The 21,326-nt window shown below is 43.9% G+C and carries 19 protein-coding genes; 14 read left to right on the plus strand and 5 right to left on the minus strand.

Annotated elements, in window-relative coordinates; translation table 11 throughout:
• Window positions 1–172: 172 nt before the first annotated feature.
• The 10 genes from xsc (at window position 173) to ACFI6G_RS05380 (ending at window position 12,406) form a co-directional block, all read left to right on the plus strand.
• Window positions 173–1,984, plus strand: coding sequence for a sulfoacetaldehyde acetyltransferase (gene xsc / locus ACFI6G_RS05335; protein WP_010431312.1), 1,812 nt, complete (start codon window positions 173–175; stop codon window positions 1,982–1,984).
• Between the two features lie 354 nt (window positions 1,985–2,338).
• Window positions 2,339–3,154: an FRG domain-containing protein gene (locus tag ACFI6G_RS05340; RefSeq protein ID WP_016792251.1), complete on the plus strand. Its 816-nt coding sequence runs from the start codon at window positions 2,339–2,341 to the stop codon at window positions 3,152–3,154.
• A 264-nt stretch (window positions 3,155–3,418) separates the two neighbouring features.
• Window positions 3,419–3,856: a nuclear transport factor 2 family protein gene (locus ACFI6G_RS05345; protein ID WP_016793782.1), complete on the plus strand. Its 438-nt coding sequence runs from the start codon at window positions 3,419–3,421 to the stop codon at window positions 3,854–3,856.
• Window positions 3,857–3,904: 48 nt separating this feature from the next.
• Window positions 3,905–5,371, plus strand: coding sequence for an NAD(P)/FAD-dependent oxidoreductase (locus ACFI6G_RS05350; RefSeq protein ID WP_016767900.1), 1,467 nt, complete (start codon window positions 3,905–3,907; stop codon window positions 5,369–5,371).
• Window positions 5,372–5,488: 117 nt separating this feature from the next.
• Window positions 5,489–6,490, plus strand: a complete 1,002-nt coding sequence (locus ACFI6G_RS05355; protein ID WP_016793781.1) for a TRAP transporter substrate-binding protein — start codon at window positions 5,489–5,491, stop codon at window positions 6,488–6,490.
• Window positions 6,491–6,654: 164 nt separating this feature from the next.
• Window positions 6,655–7,197, plus strand: coding sequence for a TRAP transporter small permease (locus tag ACFI6G_RS05360; RefSeq protein ID WP_009845769.1), 543 nt, complete (start codon window positions 6,655–6,657; stop codon window positions 7,195–7,197).
• A gap of 37 nt (window positions 7,198–7,234) precedes the next feature.
• Window positions 7,235–8,575, plus strand: coding sequence for a TRAP transporter large permease (locus tag ACFI6G_RS05365; RefSeq protein WP_016767901.1), 1,341 nt, complete (start codon window positions 7,235–7,237; stop codon window positions 8,573–8,575).
• Window positions 8,576–8,586: 11 nt separating this feature from the next.
• Entirely contained in the window at window positions 8,587–9,507 is a 921-nt protein-coding gene (locus tag ACFI6G_RS05370) for a cache domain-containing protein (protein WP_016793780.1), read from the plus strand.
• Between the two features lie 235 nt (window positions 9,508–9,742).
• Window positions 9,743–10,315: an aldolase/citrate lyase/malate synthase family protein gene (locus ACFI6G_RS05375; protein ID WP_010431291.1), complete on the plus strand. Its 573-nt coding sequence runs from the start codon at window positions 9,743–9,745 to the stop codon at window positions 10,313–10,315.
• 483 nt (window positions 10,316–10,798) lie between these two features.
• Window positions 10,799–12,406, plus strand: coding sequence for a BCCT family transporter (locus ACFI6G_RS05380; protein ID WP_010431283.1), 1,608 nt, complete (start codon window positions 10,799–10,801; stop codon window positions 12,404–12,406).
• Window positions 12,407–12,655: 249 nt separating this feature from the next.
• Here the strand turns inward: ACFI6G_RS05380 and ACFI6G_RS05385 are convergent, their stop codons facing one another.
• A complete protein-coding gene (locus ACFI6G_RS05385) occupies window positions 12,656–13,582 on the minus strand; it encodes a M14 family metallopeptidase (RefSeq protein ID WP_010431280.1) in 927 nt (308 codons plus the stop codon).
• 174 nt (window positions 13,583–13,756) lie between these two features.
• Between ACFI6G_RS05385 and ACFI6G_RS05390 the strand changes: the two genes are divergently transcribed.
• Window positions 13,757–14,662 carry a DUF808 domain-containing protein gene (locus tag ACFI6G_RS05390; protein ID WP_010431277.1) on the plus strand — a complete coding sequence of 302 codons (906 nt, stop codon included), beginning with the start codon at window positions 13,757–13,759 and terminating at the stop codon, window positions 14,660–14,662.
• 153 nt (window positions 14,663–14,815) lie between these two features.
• On the opposite strand, the gene pyrC is transcribed toward ACFI6G_RS05390, so the two are convergent.
• Complete coding sequence (pyrC, locus tag ACFI6G_RS05395) at window positions 14,816–15,844, minus strand: dihydroorotase (RefSeq protein ID WP_016790492.1); 1,029 nt, start codon at window positions 15,842–15,844, stop codon at window positions 14,816–14,818.
• A 190-nt stretch (window positions 15,845–16,034) separates the two neighbouring features.
• Window positions 16,035–16,193 carry a YqaE/Pmp3 family membrane protein gene (locus ACFI6G_RS05400; protein WP_008215717.1) on the minus strand — a complete coding sequence of 53 codons (159 nt, stop codon included), beginning with the start codon at window positions 16,191–16,193 and terminating at the stop codon, window positions 16,035–16,037.
• Window positions 16,194–16,410: 217 nt separating this feature from the next.
• Between ACFI6G_RS05400 and ACFI6G_RS05405 the strand changes: the two genes are divergently transcribed.
• Window positions 16,411–18,267 carry a hybrid-cluster NAD(P)-dependent oxidoreductase gene (locus ACFI6G_RS05405; protein ID WP_010431264.1) on the plus strand — a complete coding sequence of 619 codons (1,857 nt, stop codon included), beginning with the start codon at window positions 16,411–16,413 and terminating at the stop codon, window positions 18,265–18,267.
• Window positions 18,268–18,407: 140 nt separating this feature from the next.
• On the opposite strand, the gene nadE is transcribed toward ACFI6G_RS05405, so the two are convergent.
• Window positions 18,408–19,238 (minus strand): ammonia-dependent NAD(+) synthetase, encoded by an 831-nt coding sequence (gene nadE, locus ACFI6G_RS05410; RefSeq protein WP_010431261.1) that lies wholly within the window; start codon window positions 19,236–19,238, stop codon window positions 18,408–18,410.
• 109 nt (window positions 19,239–19,347) lie between these two features.
• On the opposite strand from nadE, the gene ACFI6G_RS05415 reads away from it, so the two are divergent.
• A complete protein-coding gene (locus ACFI6G_RS05415; protein ID WP_010431259.1) occupies window positions 19,348–19,869 on the plus strand; it encodes a nicotinate-nicotinamide nucleotide adenylyltransferase in 522 nt (173 codons plus the stop codon).
• A 22-nt stretch (window positions 19,870–19,891) separates the two neighbouring features.
• Complete coding sequence (locus ACFI6G_RS05420) at window positions 19,892–20,383, plus strand: hypothetical protein (RefSeq protein WP_016789643.1); 492 nt, start codon at window positions 19,892–19,894, stop codon at window positions 20,381–20,383.
• Window positions 20,384–20,580: 197 nt separating this feature from the next.
• On the opposite strand, the gene ACFI6G_RS05425 is transcribed toward ACFI6G_RS05420, so the two are convergent.
• A complete protein-coding gene (locus ACFI6G_RS05425; protein WP_016767905.1) occupies window positions 20,581–21,207 on the minus strand; it encodes a hypothetical protein in 627 nt (208 codons plus the stop codon).
• Window positions 21,208–21,326 lie beyond the last annotated feature (119 nt).

The raw sequence follows: 21,326 nt of genomic DNA on the forward strand, positions 1-21,326 counted from the left end.
TACGAAAAACTACCAATAATGTGATCTAGTTTCATTAATTAGAATGAATTGTTCCAATTTAATATAAAAAGTTGACGCGCAAAAATTCTACTACTAATGTGAAAGTGAATCCGAAAAAGAGACAATTTATTCCGAAAAATGAAATTTTGGTTAACTCAAGGAGAATGGAAGAATGAGCGAGCAAGAAAAACGTACGGTTGTTTCCGGCACAGTAACAATGACACCATCAGAAGCGTTCGTTGAAACTATGGTTGCTAATGATGTTACCGATATGTTCGGCATCATGGGGTCGGCATTTATGGACGCAATGGATATCTTTGCTCCTGCTGGCATTCGATTGGTCCCAGTAGTACACGAGCAAGGCGCTGCTCACATGGCTGATGGTTACTCTCGTGTATCGGGTCGCCATGGCGTGGTAATCGGGCAAAATGGCCCAGGTATTAGTAACTGTGTGACTGCGATTGCTGCGGCGTTCTGGGCACATAGCCCGGTCGTCATTGTGACGCCAGAGACAGGCACTAAAACAATGGGATTAGGTGGTTTCCAAGAGTGTAACCAGCTTCCAATGTTCCAAGAGTTTACTAAGTATCAAGGACACGTAACGCACCCAGATCGTATGGCTGAATACACAGGTCGATGTTTTGACCGTGCGATGAGCGAAATGGGCCCGACTCAGCTGAACATTCCACGTGACTACTTCTATGGCGAAACTCAAACTGAGATCCCTAAACCCGCGCGTTTAGACCGTGGTCCAGGTGGCGAGAAATCTCTAAATGAAGCGGCAGACCTGATTGCTGAAGCGAAATTCCCAGTCATAATTTCTGGTGGCGGCGTGGTAATGGCAGATGCAGTTCAAGAGTGTGCGGCATTGGCAGAAAGATTAGGCGCACCCGTAGTGAACAGCTACCTACATAATGACTCTTTCCCTGCGAGTCACCCATTATGGTGTGGTCCTTTAGGCTACCAAGGTTCGAAAGCAGCAATGAAATTGATGGCTCAAGCGGACGTGGTTATCGCTTTGGGTACACGTCTCGGTCCATTTGGTACTTTGCCTCAACATGGCATGGACTACTGGCCGAAGAACGCGAAAATCATTCAGATTGATGCCGACAACAAGATGCTAGGTCTGGTTAAGAAGATTTCGGTTGGTATCTGTGGTGATGCGAAAGCCGCTGCGGTTGCTCTATCCGAAAGATTGGAAGGCCGCGCACTGTTGTGTGATGACAACAAAGGCGCTCGTCAGGATACAGTCGCAACAGAGAAAGCACTTTGGGAAAAAGAGCTTGATGAGTGGACACACGAACGTGACTCTTTCAGCTTAGATATGATTGAAGAAAACTCTCAAGAGACTCCGTTCTCTGGCGGTGAATACCTACACCCACGCCAAGTACTGCGTGAGCTAGAAAAAGCGATGCCTGAAGACGTAATGGTCTCGACGGATATCGGTAACATCAACTCAGTGGCAAACAGCTACTTACGCTTTGAAAAACCACGTAGCTTCTTTGCTGCAATGAGTTTCGGTAACTGTGGTTATGCGTTCCCGACCATTATTGGTGCGAAAGCAGCGGCACCTCATCGTCCAGCTATCTCTTATGCAGGCGACGGTGCGTGGGGCATGAGCTTGATGGAAACCATGACATGTGTTCGCCATAACATTCCAGTGACAGCCGTGGTATTCCACAACCGTCAATGGGGTGCTGAGAAGAAGAACCAAGTCGACTTCTACAACCGACGCTTTGTTGCTGGTGAACTTGAGAACCAAAGCTTTGCAGAGATCGCACGAGCAATGGGCGCTGAAGGTATCACAGTTGATAAGCTAGAAGATGTAGGCCCAACTCTGCAAAAAGCTATCGACATGCAAATGAACGAAGGCAAAACAACCATCATTGAAATCATGTGTACTCAGGAATTGGGCGACCCGTTCCGCCGAGATGCACTATCAACACCGGTTCGTTTCCTAGATAAATATAAAGACTACGTATAAGTCATAGGAAGTTTGTCCGGCCACCGCATTATAAAGAACGTGGTCGGGCAATATTAACGGGTATTGGCAAAGTGCTTAAGTGAAGAACGTAAACGCTTAGTTCAATAATTTCTACTTAAACATTAGAACACTAATTAAATGTTCCATCGGTACATAAGTGGTTCTAGCTATATAAATTTTGTCACTCATTATTATTGTTCGATCCGTAACTAATGGATCCATAAATGGTCATCTTTGACGAAGATATATACCTATTATCATTTTTCAATAATTACAACTATACCAATTGAACAATTTATTAACGTGATTATTAATACTTTAACTTTACCGAATATAAACTAAATGACTTATTGTATGAATGTTGTGAAAAATAAACGTTATATAAGCTCACTCGAAGAGCTGTATGAAATAATCGATTCACTCATTGCTGAGTGTAGTGGACATCGTGATTTGATTTATAACGTGTGTGATTATGAAAATAATAACTTGATGCCGAGCTTAGGCCGATCAAATCGAAAGAATATTCGCCGTGTCGAACAAGAGCTTCTCTCGACCGTGAGAGTTTATGGTGGGCATTCGTTGAGTGCACACGAGATAAACGATTGGTTACTGATGTGTTTAGCCAAGAAACAGGGGTTTCCAACCCGTTTACTTGAATGGACAGATAACCTGATTAATGCGCTGTGGTCTGTATGTCATAGCCAAAGTAAAGACTGTATCAATATTATTAAAGCCATTGATTATCATAAAGTTAGTGTTTTCAACTCACCATGTGACCTCAATAGGACTCAGATATTCAATGTGGCTGATTGTGATCAGCAAGAGCAACGAAAAGATAAGTGGTATTCCATTCACCCATTTAAGGAAGGTGGCAATGATGCCATTCAGCCTTTGTACGATGAAAAAGAATATTCAAACGGTCTAGTATCCGTTCATATTCTTCCATCAGCGAAAGTAAACCTGATAAAGGAATTAATCTCCATGAATGTTTTAAATGAACCGACAGAATATATTGAAGAGAAACTGGCTGATTTGAAAAATGAAGCCCATATAGACAGCAATCAAGCAATTAATAAAGGCGAGGGTAATATCGAGTTACAAGTTAATACTCATGATCGCCAGCTTGAGCAGTATGGCCGAAAGTACCATCAAGATTTTGATTTCGACTAAAGTCTAATATTTCTAATGATTTTATTTAGACCTCATATAAATCTAGTGATTACGAGATAAATAAAATCAGAACACTAATTAATTTATAAAAAGATGAAATCTGTGAGCTTAAAGATTGTTTATAAAGTAACTCGAAGTTAGAGTGGCGAATCTTGTTATCAAGTTGTTAAATTTTCACAGATCTAGTTTAAACACTCTAATAAAAAAGTGGCGCAAAGCTACTGAAATTTAAACCAATAACGAAAACATAAAGGATTCTGGAATATGAATATGCAAACCAATGCAGCGACATTCGTGCTGGAAAACCAAGTCGACACCGCCTTTTTACAGTCTTTTAGTGATGCATGGAATAACCATGATATTGAAGCGCTAATGTCGTTTATGACCGAAGACTGTGTCTTCCACACCGTGGCAGGAGAAGGCGAACTTGGAAACACTATCGAAGGGTACGAAGCCGTTCGTAATAGCTTTGAATTGGTTTGGCAGAACTTTCCAGATGCAGCCTGGAGCGACCCTGTCCACTTTGTATGTGGCGACCGCGCGGTAAGCGAATCAACGTTCTCTGCGACTAACCCTGATGGCGCCGTCATCGAAGCTCGTATGGTTGATGTGTTTACCCTGAAAGAGGGAAAAATCAGCGTAAAAAATGCCTTCCGTAAAACACGACCTCTTTTGACTCCTAACAACACTCCCAAGAGCTAGACACGAAACCACAACCCGTTCACGTGTTATGACTAGGAGAGTCGAATTATGAGTTTAGTAATGGAACAACCGGCAGCCGATGTGCCACCAAAGGTGAAAAGCACCCGAGCACAAGAAAGTACCCAAGCAAAAGAAAGATACGATCCAAAATACGACCCACTTAAAGACAAGAGCCCAGGTCACGGCAAGGAATACGCCCCGACTTATTGGGTAGATACCGCAGGCGTGCCACCTGAAGATGATGGCCCAATTACATCGGATATGGATGTCGATGTGGCGATAATCGGTTCAGGCTACACAGGCCTAAGTACTGCGATACACCTTGCTGAAATGTACGGCATTAAAGCGATTGTGATTGAAGCTAACCGTATGAGTTGGGGCTGCAGTACCCGAAATGGTGGTCAGGCTCAGTGTGCGTCAGGACGTTTGAAGCGTTCTCAGTGGATTGAACGCTGGGGATTAGAAACCGCGCTAAAAATGCACCGCGAATGCGTCGATGGCATGAACACATTTAAGTCTCTAATCAAAGACATTGATTGTGACCCGCAGCCGGGTGGCCACTTATATGTTGCTCACCGTCCAAAAGTGATGGCAACACTCGAGAAAGAAGCCAAGTTGCTGCGTGACACGTTTGATTACGATGCGCAGATCTTAGATGCGGAAACCGTAAAGCGTGATTACGTCGGCGACCAAGAAGCAGCAGGCGCAATGCATGAGCCAGAAGGTATTGGCATCCATGCAGGGAAACTGGCGTTTGGTTATCTAAGAAAGGCGCGAGCACTCGGCGTAAAAGTTCACCCAGCAAGCCCTGTGATGGGATGGGAAACTCGCAACGGTGTGCATTACCTGAAAACGCCTGGTGGTGTGGTTAAGGCTCGTTCTGTCGGTGTTTGTACCGGTGGATACACCAGCCAAGGTTTGCATTCAGAGCTTAAGAATCGCTTATTACCCGTACTTTCTAACTCGATGGTGACGCGTCCGTTAACTCAAGACGAAATCGCTGCGTGTAACTTCAAAACTAATCAGGTGATTACTGATACCAGAATTTTGCGTCATTACTACCGTTTGTTACCCGATAACCGAGTGCAGATCGGTACACGCAGTGCCATCAGTGGCAAGAATGCACCTGACAAGAAATACGAAGACATGTTGAGAGCGGATTTAACTCGAAAATTCCCTTCTCTCGATCAGATCAAAATCGATTATTCATGGTGGGGGTGGGTAGATGTTAGCCACGACATGATGCCAAGAATCTATCAGCCGAATCCAAAGCAATCCATATTCTACGCACTAGGGTATGGCGGCAATGGTGTGATGTACTCCGCTCAAGCAGGCAAGCGCCTCGCTCAGTGGATCGCAGGTGAAGGTCATAAGCTTGACTTGCCAATATTTGAATCAAAACTTCCGTTCCCCAACGTGAGGGAAGTGGTGGAATCTGAGATGTTTGCACCATTTCGAAGAGTAGGGCAACAGTTCCTTTATCAGTGGTATTCGCTAAAAGATGAAGTGCTTTAGCTACTCGAACATTGTTTCCAAAATAGGGAAATAGAACTACGACCAGGAAAGTTGTACCAGGTCACCTTGTGAGCAAAGTACAGGCAGGAAGTCTGTATGATATGAAAGGTTAAGACTATGAAATTGATTAAAAATAAAATTATTGCTGGCGTCACAATTGTAGCAACAGCGATGCTATCTCATACCGCGGCAGCAGCAAATTTTAAAATGGCTATCGGAGATGCTGCTGGTGGTACTCAGTGGGAATTAGCGACCTCATTTTCTGAATTGATGGAGCAAAAAACAGACGGCAAAGTCAAAATCGACCTGTTCCCGAATGGTCAATTGGGTAACGAGCAAGACACCGTTAACGACGCGGCAATCGGCCTTCTCGACTTCTCAGTATTGGCGATCAACAACGTGACGCCTTTCTCTCCAACGGTTGGTCTATTGACCATGCCTTATGTCATTCAAAGTGCAGAAGAAGCGGTGCTATTAACTCAAGGCCAAGTCGGTCAAGACCTTGTCGATAACACCATTCGTGATGCTGGCGTTCGTATCGTTGGCTGGGCTTATTCTGGTTTTAGGGTTCTGACTAACTCTAAAAAATCAGTGGCTTCACCAGCGGATCTAAAAGGACTAGTGATTCGTGTTCCTCGTAACGAAATCATGATTGCTTCCTACCAAGCATGGGGCGTAAACCCAACACCAATGGCATGGTCAGAAACATTTACTGGCCTGCAGCAAGGTGTGGTTGATGGACAAGACAACCCATACATCACTGTGCATGCGATGAAGTTCAATGAAGTACAAAAGTACGTCACAAACCTTCGTTATATCTTCTCTCTTGAGCCGCTAATCGTCAGTGAAACAGTCTTCCAACAACAGACGCCTGAAATGCAAAAAATCATTCTTGAAGCGGGTCAGGAAGCGACAGAGCACAGCTTTGCATACTTAGAAAATACTGAAAACAAGATCCGTGAAGAACTGCAAGCAAAAGGCATGGTCTTCACTGACCCTACAGACAACGAGCAAGAGTGGATCAGCAAAGTCACTAAGTCAGTTTGGCCTAAGTTCTATTCAAGCATTGGAGGCAAAGACAAGCTAGACGACGTTCTTGAGTTACTAGGTAGAAAGTAACGATTAGATTCGCCCTATCTGCTGTTCTTCGCGACTTAATCACCTAGCGATAGAACGGTTAGGTAGGGCATTTACATGGCTTTACTCGTTGATCTGTCCAGTACCTGATCTTTTTAGTACCGCGAGCGACTGGTTGTCATGTGGAAATCAACATTGGAGGTTATATGTCAGTCGCTAAAACAATAAAAAAGCACCTTAACAACATTGAGGAATATACATGTTGTTTGTTGCTAGCAAGCTTTGTCCTATTGCTGTTCACACAAATCCTTACTCGTCAGCTTTTCGATTACTCCATACCTTGGGGTGATGAAGTCGCTACTTACATGTTTGTTTGGTTTGCCTATCTAGGGGCTGTTGTTGCGGCCAAGATGTCGGCGCATAACCGAGTCAGTTTTCACTTCAAGTTCTTCCCCCCGATTGTTCAGACCGTCTGTGAAACCATTGCTGACTTCTTATGGCTGCTGTTTAACGGCTACTTTGTTTATCTCAGCTACGATTTCGTGTTCAACAAAATGAATTTGTTCTGGAAGTCTCAGACGACAGGCATCCCAATGAAATACTTCTATATGATTTTGCCAATCGCATTTTCTCTAATGATGCTGCGCATTATCTGGAACAACTACGAGCGCTTATTTAAGGGCGCTAAGAACGAAGATCCTGAAGTCAAAGAACTGCGCAAAATGACGGCACAAAAGTCATCACAGTAGTCGTCACAGAGAATAGCCGTAATAGAGAGATGTAATAATGGAATCCTATTTAACTCTAATTTTATTTGGTGGTTTCTTAACCCTGTTAATTCTGGGTGCACCAATCACAGTATCACTGGCCGGCGCTTCAATGGCGGCCTATATGTTGCTCGACAAAAACCCCATCGCTTTAGTACAAATCGCGTTCACTTCGGTGGGTAACTTCCCATTAATGGCGCTGCCAGCCTTTGTTCTTGCTGGCGCATTAATGGAGGCGGCGGGTATCTCCAAACGTCTGGTGGATATTGCAGAGAGCTTAGCCGGACCCGTGACGGGTGGCCTTGGCGCTGCAACCGTGATGGCGTGTTTGTTTTTTGGTGCTATCTCAGGTTCAGGCCCTGCAACCACAGCAGCGGTAGGCATGCTAATGGTGCCTGCAATGGTTAAGCGAGATTATGATAAGAGTTACGCATCGGCAGTAACGGCTGCATCAGGGGGCTTGGGGATCATTATTCCGCCATCCATCCCGTTAGTTATTTTCGGCATCTCAGCAATGGGATTAATGGCACCGCCTGAAGCCATCGCTCAACACGGGCAATTTGCTTCTTTATCTATTCCTAAATTGTTTGTTGCAGGCGTTGTTCCTGGCTTCATCATGGCATCTACACTCGTTGTCACTAACTACTTCATTGCCAAGCGAGAAGGCTATAAAGGGCTGTCTGAGAATTGGTCATTTGGCGAAGTAAGACATGCTTTACGCCGTGGCATATGGTCGATACTGGCTCCATTTTTGATTCTCGGAGGTATCTACAGCGGTATGTTCACACCAACAGAGTCAGCGGTTGTGGCAATTTTCTATTCGCTGTTTGTCGGTGTGTTTATTCACCGAGAGTTATCGTTTAAAAGCACCATCAAATCATTATCGACAACCACATGGATTACCGGGCGTGTGTTGCTGATTCTATTCGCTGCAACGGTATTTGGTCGCTTGTTAATCGAACAAAAAATTCCGGTCGTGGTGGCTGAGTCACTGCTCGGTTTTACCGACAATATGTACATGGTGTGGGCGCTGACGATCACCTTGCTGTTGTTCATTGGCATGTTCATGGAAACGTTAGCCGCGATCATGATTATCGTGCCAGTGCTGTTGCCAATTATGTATATGCTAGGCGCGGATCCAACCCACGTAGGTATTGTGGTGGTGTGTACGTTGTCGATAGGTTTTGCTACGCCTCCGCTCGGTGAGAATATTTTTGTCGCCTCGGGGATAGGCGGGGCCACGGTCGAGCAGATCACCGCGAAGATCCACCCCTTTGTTCTTGCATCCGTAGTGGGCGTGTTCGTTATCGCTTTCTTCCCACAAATTACGCTTTGGCTACCGTCCTTAGTGGGCTATTAGGAGAAGTCACTATGAATATATCAAGAATTATCCTTATTGGTTGTGCCGTATTTGCAGTGATCAGTGGTATTGGATTACGTGCCGAACATTCAGAAACAGCGAAAGAAAATGAGCCAGTCAATGTGCTCGAAATTTCAGAGCCACATGTGGTCAGTGACGCTGAAAGAAGAGCCAAAACCCTGCTTGCTAAAGCGGTTGTCCATGTACAAAAAGAAGGCGATGAGAGCGTAAAAGACTTTATGAGTAGCGCCGAATATATAGACGGTGAGCTCTATGTATTTGCGCTTGGTATTGATGGTCAATTCCTTGCCAGTGGTGGCTCTTCAATGGTGTTGGTGGGCGACAGTGTTTTGGATACCCAAGACGTCTACGGTAATCCTTTTTTTAGAGAAATGATCACTAAAGCTGTGCACAACGGGTTTGGCGAAGTTCAGTACCATTGGACTAACCCTACTGATCGCATGGGCGAACCTAAAACGACCTTCTTTGAGCGTGTCGGTGACGTGATTGTTGCCGTGGGGTATTACCCAGAACGCTCCAGTGCAACAGAAGCTAAGCGGTTATTGGCAAGAGCCATGACCGCGATGGTAGAGTCTGAGCAAGACAGCATTGCCGAGTTCAATAATAGTGAAGGCAGCTTTGTTGAAGGAGACCTGTATGTGTTTGTGATAGACATGAACTCCGGGAAACTGCTCGCTCATGGCGTGTCTCCTGAGCTTGTCGGACGGTCACACAATGAAATTCTAAGCCCTGACAATAAGCCAATTCTTACTGAGATGCTGAATCTCGCTAAAGAAAATGGTCGTGGCGTTTACACCTATCAATGGTTAAACCCGCTGTCGAGAAAAGTGGAAACCAAACACACTTACTATCGAGTGATCGACAATAAGCTGGTTGGTGTTGGTTACTACACTAATTCAAACAGCACGTAAAAGTGTTTCTACTGAGCCCTCAACCCCATCAGTTAAAGGCTGAGGACTCGAAATACCGGTTTGTGTAAAAAAGCAATTTAGTAAAATTCACACTGTGAAATTTTTGTTGTGAAATTGTTTAGAAAATACAAGTAGTATGAAATACATGGAAGCAACACAGTAAAGAACAATTTTGAAAAGGGTCAATCAGGATTTTTGACCTACATGAAATTCAAAGCCGTAAGAGGGAAAAACTATGAATATGCTGACACTAGACAAAACAGAACTTCACAGAAACCATTCAACATTTATTGCTGAAGCTGTCTTTGCCGTTGAAATGGTGAAAGCAGACAAGCAACTCGAAAAGCAGAGAATGGCGAAACAGTTGCTTGATACTCTATTTCCTCTTGAGGCGGGTTCACACGAAGACGTGGTGAGCTACGAGATTGATTATCGACATGTTCAGGTTTACTTCAAAAACGGTGAACACACAGGCCTGAAACGCGCTAAACACTTTGTGGCTTACACAGGTGATAAATCTAAGCCTTCAGCAATATTATTCCGTGACGAAAGCGGTACACACGTTGAAGTGACAATCGGTGCTCGTAAAGGTACTGGCCACTTGGAATTGGTTGATATTCAAGATATCCAGCTAGAAACATGTACTACATTTGGCCAAACAGAGGTTAGCCGCTCTTCAGGAATCCGTCACTGGGTGAGTCTGGTGAAAGGCGATGAAAGCGGTCGCTCGAACGCATCGAGCGAAGACAAAGAGTTCACGGCGAAGAATGGCGAAGACTATAACTTAGGTTTTTGCTACGCGCTCTAATACTCTGTAGCGATTTCGTATCTGAGCGCTGCGATACGTGGCGCTAAAATTTCATTATTGATTTCTCTTTTACCTTTGGTAATTTCCCCGCCCCTATAGCGGGGCTTTTTTGTTAGAGCTATAAATAAATTGGGCTGTTGTTAATACTATCTGTCGAAAGTTTAGTTTAGATTTTACGGTGTGCAACTTTGATTTAAGATGCTGTCTTTAAAGGTTTTTATTTCTTTATTTTATTCTGATTTTATTGGCGTAACTGTCACTATCAACGGTGGTTCGGGTAACTTTTAAGCTGAAACTCCGTCAAAATGCTTCGTGCTGTGCTATAATGCGCGCCTTGGGATTGAGAAAGTAAGTCCAATCATCATCTATTTCGGTGATTTTTATCACGTTTTATTTACGTGGCTCGGCAAGTCAATCAAGTAGTAATTGGATATGGAGAGCGTCCTTATATTCGTTGATTCGGATATGCGAACATCATAATTTATGAGTTTTAAATCAAAAAAATACAGTATCGATTCTACTGACTATCAAGTTGGTCAAGATAACGTCAGTAAATGGGGCATGGATGTCCACAACACAGTTTTTCTAGCCTCAGTAGGCTTATCTCTTCTCTTTATCATCACTCTTCTTGCTCTTCCTCCAGCAGATGCTAAAGCTGCTATTGATTCTATTAAGGGTGCTGTTCTATCAAAGTTTGACTTCCTGTTTATGTGGGGAGCTAACATCATGCTAGCATTTGCTGTTGTTCTTGCTTTCTCACCATTGGGTAAAGTTCGTTTAGGTGGCGAAGATGCGACAGCAGACTATTCAATGTCATCTTGGATTGCGATGTTATTCGCAGCAGGCATGGGTATCGGGCTTATTTTCTGGGGTGTGGCAGAGCCAACCGCGTTCTTCACTAACTGGTTCGGAACCCCACTTAATGCAGAACCTTTTACAGAAGCAGGCCGTGAACTCGCACTAGGTGCAACCGTATTCCACTGGGGCTTTCATGCATGGGCTATCTATGGCATGACGGCGCTCTGTCTTGCGTACTTCGTTTATAACAAAGGTTTGCCGCTTTCAATGCGCTCAGTGTTTTATCCAATTCTGGGTGAACGTGTTTGGGGTAAAACCGGTGATGTTATCGACGTACTAACCGTACTGGTTACTTTGTTTGGTCTAGCAACTTCATTAGGCTTAGGCGGTACACAAGCGGCAAGTGGTATTAGTCATGTGTTCGGTTTGGAAAATAACATTTTTCTTCAGCAAGCTATCATTGTTCTAATCATGGGTTTGGCGATCATTTCTGTTCTACGTGGTATGGACGGTGGTGTTAAGTTCCTAAGTAACTTGAACATGGTTATCGCGTTCGTATTCCTTGGTCTTATCGCAGTATTGAACTTCACGACTGTACTTGATTCCGTGGCAACAGCGGTGACGGGCTATGTGAAAAATATCGTAGCTTTAAGCCAAAGTTCTGGTCGTGAAGACACAACATGGCTGCATGGTTGGACTGTGTTCTACTGGGCATGGTGGGTTGCGTATGCACCTTTCTTCGGCATGTTTGTAGCGCGTATTTCTAAAGGTCGCACGGTTCGTGAATTCCTACTTTGCGTACTGATTATCCCAACATTAGTAACTTCAGCTTGGATGTCTATCTTCGGTGGTGTGGCTATCGAACAAGTAATTAATCAGGTAGGGCAACTTGGCCTTGACCAAGGCATTACAGACGTTTCTCTAAGTTTGTTCTACATGCTAGATGCATACCCGTTTGGCAACATTCTATCTGTTATCGCAGTCGCGTTGATCATCGTGTTCTTCGTTACCACGTTGGACTCAGGTTCTATCGTTATCGATGGCATGACGGCAGGTGGTAAGCTTGAAGTGCCAGTGAAACAGAAAGTAGTTTGGGCGGTTATCTCAGGCGCGATCGCAATGGTGATGCTATGGATTGGTGGCACTCAATCTATCCAAGCACTTCAATCGATCACTATCATCGCAGCATTGCCGTTTACGATCATTCTTCTGATTGGCTGTGTCAGCTTGTTGAAAGGTCTACTGACTGAAGTAGATAAAGGACAAGCAAGCGTTAGCGAAACAGCGAAATAAAATAGCTAAGACTCTGAGTAAGTAATTAGGTAAATAACTACTTATTCCGGATGAAGCGTTATTTAAAAGCTCTCTTGTACTGTGCAAGGGAACTTTTTTATGTCTAAGAAGAAATCAAAGATAAGCAGAAAAGACATAATAAAAGAGCCACAAGTGAATCGTCACTTATGGCTCTTTTTTAGTTTTAGAGATTCGCTTTAGGTAGGGAACTCGCTATTAAGTGCTTGGTGCGAGGTCTTAAGTAGTCGCTTAAGCGTTTAATTCGTGTTGGATTACGTAATCCAAAGCACCGGTTACCGCAGCCACTTGAGCGTCATTGCACTCTTCGTCTGTCACTTTGTCGCTGTCTGGGTAAACTTCTGTGGTTGTGCCGTATTTGCAATCAGTAACGCTGCCACATAAGCCAAGCTTCTTCATTGGGTAGTTGATCACACCGTGCTGAGTGACGTCTGAACCAATGATCTTGCCATCTGCATCTGCTGGAGCAATATGCGTTACTTTTTCTACTGAAGCAATAACCGCTGCTTGGAATTCTGGTTGTGGGTTATCAGTATCGCCAACAGTATAGAAACCGTCTGGGATCATGCCTTCAATGTATTCAAGGCCGTCACGCGCTGCGAGTGCTGGTCGGAATTCAGTTTCATCAGAATCTGTCGTCTCATGCAGGTCAACGTGAACCAGTACTTTTGGCAAAGAAGCCACTAACGCACGTAGGTTTGCTGATTCTTCTGCTGGCGTACCGTCGTAGAAAGAGCGGTTTGGATCGACCGCATTTTGGTTCCAACGGTTGATCACTTCGTAGCCCCAAGGGCTCACACAGGGAGCAACAACAATGTTGAAGTGTGCTGAGTATTGTTCTGCTTGAGTTGCCGCGAACTTAATCGCACCGTGTACACCACTGGTTTCGTAACCGTGTACACCACCTGTTACTAGAACCGTGGGTTTTGATGCATCCCAGTTTTTGCTTTTGATAGCGAAAAGCGGGAAGCGAGCTTCATCGTAGCTCAATGCACCGTATTGTTCGATGTCGAGGCGGTCTGCAAGCGCTTTAATCTTTGGTACAACTTCTTGTTGGTATTCACGCTTAACCGTTCTTTGAGTGAACCACGCTTCACGTTCTGCTTGTTGCCACTTTTGTCCTGGCTGACCGATTGGGTAGAAGTATTCACTTTTCATCTATACTTTTTCTTTTATGTTCATGAAAGATGAAGACAGACTAGTCCTGTCTAACTGCGACAGCAATAGAAAACACAGTTTGTGACTTTATTTATTACAGACTCATAACTTTGATGAGTGGATTGATAGTGTTACATTCCATTTGTTGTTCAATCCTTTGAAAGAGAATAAAAAATGGCTGGAGCAAGTTTACTCACATTGCTAGATGACATAGCAACAGTGCTAGACGATGTCGCGCTAATGTCTAAAGTTGCGGCGAAAAAAACCGCAGGTGTATTAGGTGATGATTTAGCTCTGAATGCCCAACAGGTATCAGGTGTTGCTGCTGAAAGAGAGATCCCAGTGGTATGGGCGGTTGCAAAAGGCTCATTTAAAAACAAGCTGATCTTAGTGCCTGCAGCATTATTGATCAGCGCGTTTATTCCTTGGCTGATCATGCCATTACTCTTGATTGGTGGCTTGTTTCTTTGTTTTGAAGGGGCAGAAAAAGTATTAGAGAAGATCTTCCCTCATGCTCATCCACATGAAGAAAAAAGTGTAGAAAATGACACTAATGAATCCTTAGAAGAGTATGAGAAGAGAAAGGTAGCGGGTGCGATTCGGACCGACTTCATCTTGTCTGCAGAGATCATAGTGATTGCGCTGGGTACTGTAACGGGGACAAGTATTGTGACTCAAATTCTTGTTGTGAGTTTAATTGCAGTTGTGATGACGATGGGTGTTTATGGCTTGGTTGCAGGAATCGTGAAGCTAGACGATTTAGGTTTTTATCTCCAGCGTACATCGAGTGGTAATGCCATTAAAACCAAGTTGGGGAATGGGCTAGTTGCATTTGCCCCAAAACTAATGAAGTTACTTGCTGTTGTTGGTACGGCTGCGATGTTCTTAGTTGGTGGCGGTATTGTGGTACACAGCGTGCCAGTTATCCACCATTTAATCGAACCGATCATTATGGATTTTAGTGGTCATACGATTGCGACAGCGATTATTCCAACTCTGTTGAATGCCGTGATTGGTGTTCTTGCTGGATTGTTTGTCGTAATCGTTTGGGGTGCAATAGAGAAAGTTCGTGGTAAATAAGTGATAAATTGTGTTCGGTGAAAGGATGCCTGTCATCAGAACAAAAAGGGGCACCATAATCATTATGGTGCCCCTTTTAATCTAATGGGTCGTGTTTAATTAACACCACGCTCTTATTTTTCAATATAAGCGCTTATTTTTACGACCAAGTGTTTACTTTACAGACCAAGCAATCGTCTCGCCTCCACGGATTGGCACTACGATGTCTGAACCGAAAGGCATGGTTTCAGCAACGTTCCACTCTTCTTTAACAAGAGTGATGGTGTCTGTGTTACGCGGCATACCGTAGAAGTCAGGGCCGTTGTGGCTTGCAAACGCTTCTAGGTTCTCAATTTTACCTTCTAAGTCGAACACTTCTGCGTACAGTTCAACGGCAGCGTGCGCTGTGTAAGAACCTGCACAGCCACATGCTGACTCTTTTGCGCCTTTTGCGTGTGGTGCAGAGTCTGTACCCAAGAAGAACTTCTTGCTACCACTTGTTGCAGCCTCGATTAGCGCTAATTGGTGAGTGTTGCGCTTTAGGATAGGTAGGCAGTAGAAATGTGGCTTAATGCCACCAACCAACATGTGGTTGCGGTTGTAAAGTAAGTGGTGAGCTGTAATTGTTGCGGCTACGTTGTCGTTTGCGTTTTTCACGAAGTTTGCAGCATCAGCGGTTGTGATGTGCTCTAGAACAATCTTCAAGTTAGGGAAGTCGTTTACAATTGGAGCGAGTACTGTGTCTAGGAACTGCTTCTCACGGTCGAAGATATCAACATCGTGAGTGGTTACTTCGCCGTGAACCAGAAGCAACATATCCACTTCTTGCATTGCTTCTAACACGTGGTAAATCTTTTGAGCCGAAGTTACGCCTGAATCCGAGTTTGTCGTCGCGCCTGCTGGGTAAAGCTTCGCTGCAACAACTGCACCAGACTCTTTCGCTTTGCGAATTTCATCAGGAGTCGTGTTATCTGTTAGGTAAAGTGCCATTAAAGGCTGGAACTGTTCACTTGGTTGCTCTGCCATGATGCGTTCACGGTAAGCTAAAGCCATTTCGGTATCGGTTACCGGTGGGATGGTGTTTGGCATGATTAACGCTCGACCATTGTAGCGGCTGATATCGCGCACTGTATCTTTTAATACGTCGCCATCGCGTAGATGAACGTGCCAGTCGTCAGGACGAGTAATCGTAAGTTGTGTCATTGAAGGCTCCCACCAATTGAAGTGTTATGTAGTTGGAGCCTAAACTCGGCGAAATCTGTGAAAGCAATCGCTTACGTTTAGGCGACAGGATGATAGTGGAAAAGCACTTTCATTTCATCCTATTTTTAACTCTTCAGGGTTAGGAGCCTGTTTTTATAGGTATTTATTCTGTATTAGATTAGTCGAAGGGCTAGCGAGTGGCGACCCATAGTCCGTGAATCATTCCTGGCACCCAGAAAAAGAAAGTGAGGACGATGTTAATCAGTAAATCTTTACCTGCGCCGCGAGCGAAGAACACCCCAACAGGCGGGAGCAGGACACATAAGATGATAATGACGAGTTTGTTCATGATAAATCCTTTTTATTCAATGAAAGTTTAATGCGATACCGTGTTCAAATTATAGAACGTATGGAGAGTGTTAATACATTGCTGTTTTTATGTATATGGGATACTAGGATAAACATCTCAAGATAATAGCTTGGTATCAAGTGTTTAGTGCTTGTCAGTTTATCTATTTATAACCATTTGTTAGCATTAGGACAAATAACAAAACATTGGAATCGTTATGTCGCAGCTACCGTCAGATCAAAAGGCTTCAGAGCAAGTGCCTTCTCTATCTCAAATCAATGTGTTTCCGGTTAAATCAGTAGGTGGGATTTCACTCTCTTCTGCTTGGGTCGAAAAACAAGGTCTCACCTTCGACAGACGTTTTATGTTAGCGCTAGCTGACGGTTCAATGGTGACGGCCCGTAAGTATCCGAAAATGGTCAAGGTATCTTCAAGTTTGCAGCCTGATGGTTTGATTTTTACTTATGAAGGTAAAGAGCCGCTGCGTCTAAAGTACACAAGCTTTAAGATGCAAGAGGCGCCAGCAACGGTCTGGAAAGACAGTTTCACGGCGTATACGACCAACGACGAAGCTGACGATTGGTTCAGTGAAGTGTTGGGGGTTCGAGTTGAGCTTCTGTTCTCTGGAGATCAATCGAATCGTGTTCGTGAAAAGCTCGGTCACAATGTGAGCTTTGCCGACGGTTACCCAATGTTAGTGATTAGCCAAGCCTCTCTTGATGAACTCAATCGTCGTAGTCCTGAAACTCATTCGATGGATCAGTTCCGCACCAACTTTGTTGTTTCTAATACCGAAGCATTTGCTGAAGACGGCTGGAAGCGTATACGAATTGGTGAGGTTGAATTTGAATCCGTTAAGCCTTGTGAACGGTGCATTCTCACAACGGTTGACGTTGAACGTGGTGAGTTTAGAGAAACAAAAGAGCCGCTTAACACTTTTTCTAAATTTAGAGCCAACGAGCGTGGTGGCGTTTTCTTTGGTCAAAACCTAGTTGCTAAAAATGAAGGTTTAGTCAAAGCAGGTGATGTCGTTGAAGTATTAGAAACTAAAGAGAAAGAGCACTACGAAGATACTTGGATAGAGTCGTTACATTTAACCTGTGTTGAGCGTGAAGAGATTGCACGTGATTTTACAACTTTTTGGTTAGAGCCTGCGAAAGAGAATCACGCATTACCAAGTTATCAACCTGGTCAGCATTTGCCGATTGAAATGGTTATTGATGGCGAGACGGTTTCACGTCGTTACACACTGTCTTCAAGCCCATCACGATTGGGCCGTTTAGCTATATCAGTTAAGCGTGTAGATGATGGTCAAATTTCTAACTGGCTCAATGATCACTTTCACGTAGGCGATACCTTAGTCGCGAAAAATCCAGATGGTGCATTTTATTTAGAAGAAAATCCAACGCACCCGTTACTGCTTTTGTCTGCCGGTAGCGGTGTAACCCCAATGTTGTCGATGCTTCGTTATTTAGCTGATCATGGTCAAATCGATGATGTGGTTTTCTATCACCAATGCAGCAGCGAAGAGGATATTCCTTATCAAGCTGAGATTGATAAGATTGCCAGCGAGCATACCGGTCTGCATGTGATTTATTCTTTGAGTCAGCCAACCAAAGAATGGGATGGTTTGTCTGGGCGCTTGAGTGTGTCGCATATCGCTAAAATTGAAGAACTGCACAAGCGCCAAGCGTTTGTGTGTGGCCCTGATGGTTTTATGGATAACGCAAAAAAATTGTTAATTCAAATGGGGCTTAACCCTCAGCATTACCATCAAGAAGCATTTGGTGTTGCCCAATCCACTGAAGAAACTGTGAAGCAACTGCAGTTGAGTGTAAACGGCTACTTGTTTGAAGGTAATAACCAATCAACGCTTCTAGAACAGGCAGAGTCGGCGGGTGTGCCTATTGCTTCTAGCTGTCGTGCTGGTTTTTGTGGCGCGTGTAAAGTGACACTTGAATCAGGGCAGGTTCACCAACCTGACGTACCAGCACTGCAAGAGCATGAACGTAACATGGGCCAGATACTGGCGTGTTGCAGTGTTCCGCAAACGGATATCGAAGTTGTGGATTAGCGACTCGTTAGACCATAAAAAAGTGCCTCAAGTAGAAAAGGCCGGAAGTTCGTCTAGATGAACTTCCGGCCTTTTTGGTTCTTACTGCGTTGCTAGTTGTATAATCCCACTAGCTTTACGTTATCACTAATTAACTAAAATTAATCGTAGATCGTTGGGATAGGTTGACGCTTGTGCTGTGTTGCTTTGTAGATACTAACTAAGCGATCTGATACATCTTGAGACACTTCTTTGCCTTCAAGGAAATCGTCGATCTGATCGTAAGAAAGGTTCAATGCTGCTTCATCAGCTTTCTGTGGGTCCAGTTCTTCTAGGTCAGCGGTTGGGGTTTTCTTCACCAGCAATTCTGGGGCACCTAATGTTGCAGCCAGTTCACGAACTTGTCGTTTGTTCAAACCGAACAGAGGAGCCAAATCACATGCGCCATCGCCGTGCTTAGTGTAGAAACCAGTGATGTTTTCTGCTGAGTGATCGGTACCAATAACAAGACCACCGACGTAACCTGCGATTTCGTATTGTGCGATCATGCGAGCTCGAGCTTTCACATTGCCTTTTACAAAGTCGATTTTCGCCGAATCTGTTGGTAATAAGCCTGTGCTTTCTAAAGCAACATGAGATGCTGCGTGAAGCCCATCAACGCCCGCCTTAATGTTTACAGAAACGGACTGAGAAGGCTGGATGAAAGACAGAGCAAGCTGTGCTTCATCTTCATCTTTTTGCTCGCCATAAGGTAAGCGAACAGCAATGAATTGATAGTCGTTACTGCCAGAGCTTTCATTCAGGCTATCAATTGCCATTTGTGCTAAACGGCCACAGGTTGTTGAGTCTACACCGCCGCTGATACCAAGGATCAGAGACTTGCAGCCTGACTGTTGTAGTTTCGTTTTAATAAAGTCCACACGACGAGTCACTTCGAAGTGAGGGTCAATTGAAGGTAGTACGCGCATTTCATCACGAATTAACTGTTCCATTCGTATTCCTTTCCTGCAAGCAAATTAAAAATCTAGTGTTATCATACCTAAATCATTCGATTTAAAAACCTCTTTGCACAAGCTTAGAAAGAGAAGGCAGTAATTAATAATGGAAAAAATAGCCATTTTCGGTAGTGCGTTTAATCCACCGAGCTTAGGGCATAAAAGTGTGATTGATTCGTTGGCTCACTTTGACAAGATTCTACTGGTACCAAGCATTGCCCATGCTTGGGGAAAAGAGATGCTAGACTTTGATACGAGATGTCAGCTTGTCGAGGCGTTTATCTCTGATTTATTGCTGGATCAAGTTGAACTGTCATTAGTTGAGAAAGGACTATTTACTCCTGGTGAAAGTGTCACGACCTATGCCGTCCTTAGTCAGCTTCAAAAGCAGCATCCAGAGGCCGAACTGACCTTTGTCATCGGGCCTGATAATTTCTTTAAGTTTTCATCGTTTTATAAATCAGATGAAATAACAGAACGCTGGTCTGTTATGGCTTGCCCCGAAAAAGTAAAGATTCGAAGCACTGATATTCGCCACGCTTTGCAAAATGGGAGCAATGTAGCAAAACTGAGTACAAAGTCAGTTACAAGAATATTGCAAGACAGTGAACTGTATACAATAATATAGATTCACTATTTTAAGAGGTCTGATGACTATGCTGAAGGGCGCGATACCAGCGACGTTAATTATTGCTGCATGCAGTATGCCTGCGTACGCTGATTGTGATTTTTTTAGTTTAGATTCGATCATGCTGACTTCTGGTGATGAAAATAGTTGTCTAAATTTTTCTACTAGCATCGAATCTTTTGGTCAGCGTATGCTAGAAATCAGTGGATTTTCAGGCCGAGACTCAGAGAGTAAACCTGACTATTGGTCCGATTGGGTTATCCAAAGTAAAGATTCCCCTCTGTTAACACAAAGCCTTGAATCAAACTATGTTGGCTTGGGGATGTGGTTCCCTGAAGATCTGGAAGACGAGCAATATGACATGTCTACAGAAGAATGGTTAATGAACCATGGTCTTCAGTTGAGTATCGGTTTTGGTGAGAAAGTAGAAGGGCAACCTCGTATGCGCTTTGATTACCGTTGGCATGACTCACGAGACGCAGACTTGATGATGCAGGTTGAATTGCCATTCTAGACCGAAAGGCCATTAGTCGATGTTGAGATGCGAAGAATTCAAAGTTGAAATGTTAAGAATTAAAAAAGCCGCAAAAACTGAGTTTTTGCGGCTTTTTAGTATCTAGTGTTTTTGGCTTGGTTTAATTTAATAGTTAGCTCATAGACTGGTTTACGTCTGAATTTAGTGAGTAAAGAACGGGGACCGGACTCTTTTGTCTAGAGTTCTTCACCGAAAACTAGCATACACAGTTGCTCAAACTCCTCTTCCTTACCTGAGAATAAGTCATCAATCACCAACGCACGCTTTTGACCTGATTGCATGCGTTTCTTTGCTTCCCTCATTACCATCACCAAGGTGTGTTCTTGTGGCAGGTTAGAGTCATCAATATTCCATTGATTGAATCGCTGAGACAGGGCGCTTTCGCAAAGTAATGGTTTGAACGCTAACACTTCTTGTTTAAGCACAGAAAGCATATCTTTGAATGCTTGCTCGGTATTATTAGCATTTGAAGCGCGAGCTTTGGTTATCTCTAGTTTTTCTAATAGCGCCGAAGACAGGTTCGTTTGAGTGATGTAACCCGCTTGTCTTGGGAAAGAATCCGTTAAACGCACAGAAAAATCGACACGATTAATTTGGGTATTTGGAAAGTAGGTCAGTGACGTTAAGCAGTCATAGGGAATCCAGATACTTTGACCTGGCTCAACGGCATACTCTTGTTTACCTAGCTTTATCAAAACCAAGCCACTTTGAACCGATACAAGGCTATGTTTAAGTACTTTCTTGCGTGGTGTGATCACCAAGTGTGAAAAGTAAGCCGATGTATATTCAATAGCGAAGTTCATAGATAGTACCTTAATTTTGGGGTGTCAAGATTACCGTTAATCTGTAAGAATGCCAACAATAACAGGGGATTTTCAATGTTTCTGGTCTGACCTTGTCAAAAGTATGGGCTCTGTAGCTG

Source organism: Vibrio sp. PSi01 (assembly GCF_054960695.1).

Bases quoted from the DNA above. Each gene is read 5' to 3' on its own strand.
- ACFI6G_RS05415 (WP_010431259.1), top strand. From the start codon at position 19,348: ATGGAAAAAATAGCCATTTTCGGTAGTGCGTTTAATCCACCGAGCTTA.
- ACFI6G_RS05350 (WP_016767900.1), top strand. From the start codon at position 3,905: ATGAGTTTAGTAATGGAACAACCGGCAGCCGATGTGCCACCAAAGGTG.
- xsc (WP_010431312.1), top strand. From the start codon at position 173: ATGAGCGAGCAAGAAAAACGTACGGTTGTTTCCGGCACAGTAACAATG.
- ACFI6G_RS05370 (WP_016793780.1), top strand. From the start codon at position 8,587: ATGAATATATCAAGAATTATCCTTATTGGTTGTGCCGTATTTGCAGTG.
- ACFI6G_RS05405 (WP_010431264.1), top strand. From the start codon at position 16,411: ATGTCGCAGCTACCGTCAGATCAAAAGGCTTCAGAGCAAGTGCCTTCT.
- ACFI6G_RS05360 (WP_009845769.1), top strand. From the start codon at position 6,655: ATGTCAGTCGCTAAAACAATAAAAAAGCACCTTAACAACATTGAGGAA.
- ACFI6G_RS05365 (WP_016767901.1), top strand. From the start codon at position 7,235: ATGGAATCCTATTTAACTCTAATTTTATTTGGTGGTTTCTTAACCCTG.
- pyrC (WP_016790492.1), bottom strand. From the start codon at position 15,844: ATGACACAACTTACGATTACTCGTCCTGACGACTGGCACGTTCATCTA.
- nadE (WP_010431261.1), bottom strand. From the start codon at position 19,238: ATGGAACAGTTAATTCGTGATGAAATGCGCGTACTACCTTCAATTGAC.
- ACFI6G_RS05375 (WP_010431291.1), top strand. From the start codon at position 9,743: ATGAATATGCTGACACTAGACAAAACAGAACTTCACAGAAACCATTCA.
- ACFI6G_RS05355 (WP_016793781.1), top strand. From the start codon at position 5,489: ATGAAATTGATTAAAAATAAAATTATTGCTGGCGTCACAATTGTAGCA.
- ACFI6G_RS05385 (WP_010431280.1), bottom strand. From the start codon at position 13,582: ATGAAAAGTGAATACTTCTACCCAATCGGTCAGCCAGGACAAAAGTGG.
- ACFI6G_RS05340 (WP_016792251.1), top strand. From the start codon at position 2,339: ATGAATGTTGTGAAAAATAAACGTTATATAAGCTCACTCGAAGAGCTG.
- ACFI6G_RS05420 (WP_016789643.1), top strand. From the start codon at position 19,892: ATGACTATGCTGAAGGGCGCGATACCAGCGACGTTAATTATTGCTGCA.
- ACFI6G_RS05380 (WP_010431283.1), top strand. From the start codon at position 10,799: ATGAGTTTTAAATCAAAAAAATACAGTATCGATTCTACTGACTATCAA.
- ACFI6G_RS05425 (WP_016767905.1), bottom strand. From the start codon at position 21,207: ATGAACTTCGCTATTGAATATACATCGGCTTACTTTTCACACTTGGTG.
- ACFI6G_RS05390 (WP_010431277.1), top strand. From the start codon at position 13,757: ATGGCTGGAGCAAGTTTACTCACATTGCTAGATGACATAGCAACAGTG.
- ACFI6G_RS05400 (WP_008215717.1), bottom strand. From the start codon at position 16,193: ATGAACAAACTCGTCATTATCATCTTATGTGTCCTGCTCCCGCCTGTT.
- ACFI6G_RS05345 (WP_016793782.1), top strand. From the start codon at position 3,419: ATGAATATGCAAACCAATGCAGCGACATTCGTGCTGGAAAACCAAGTC.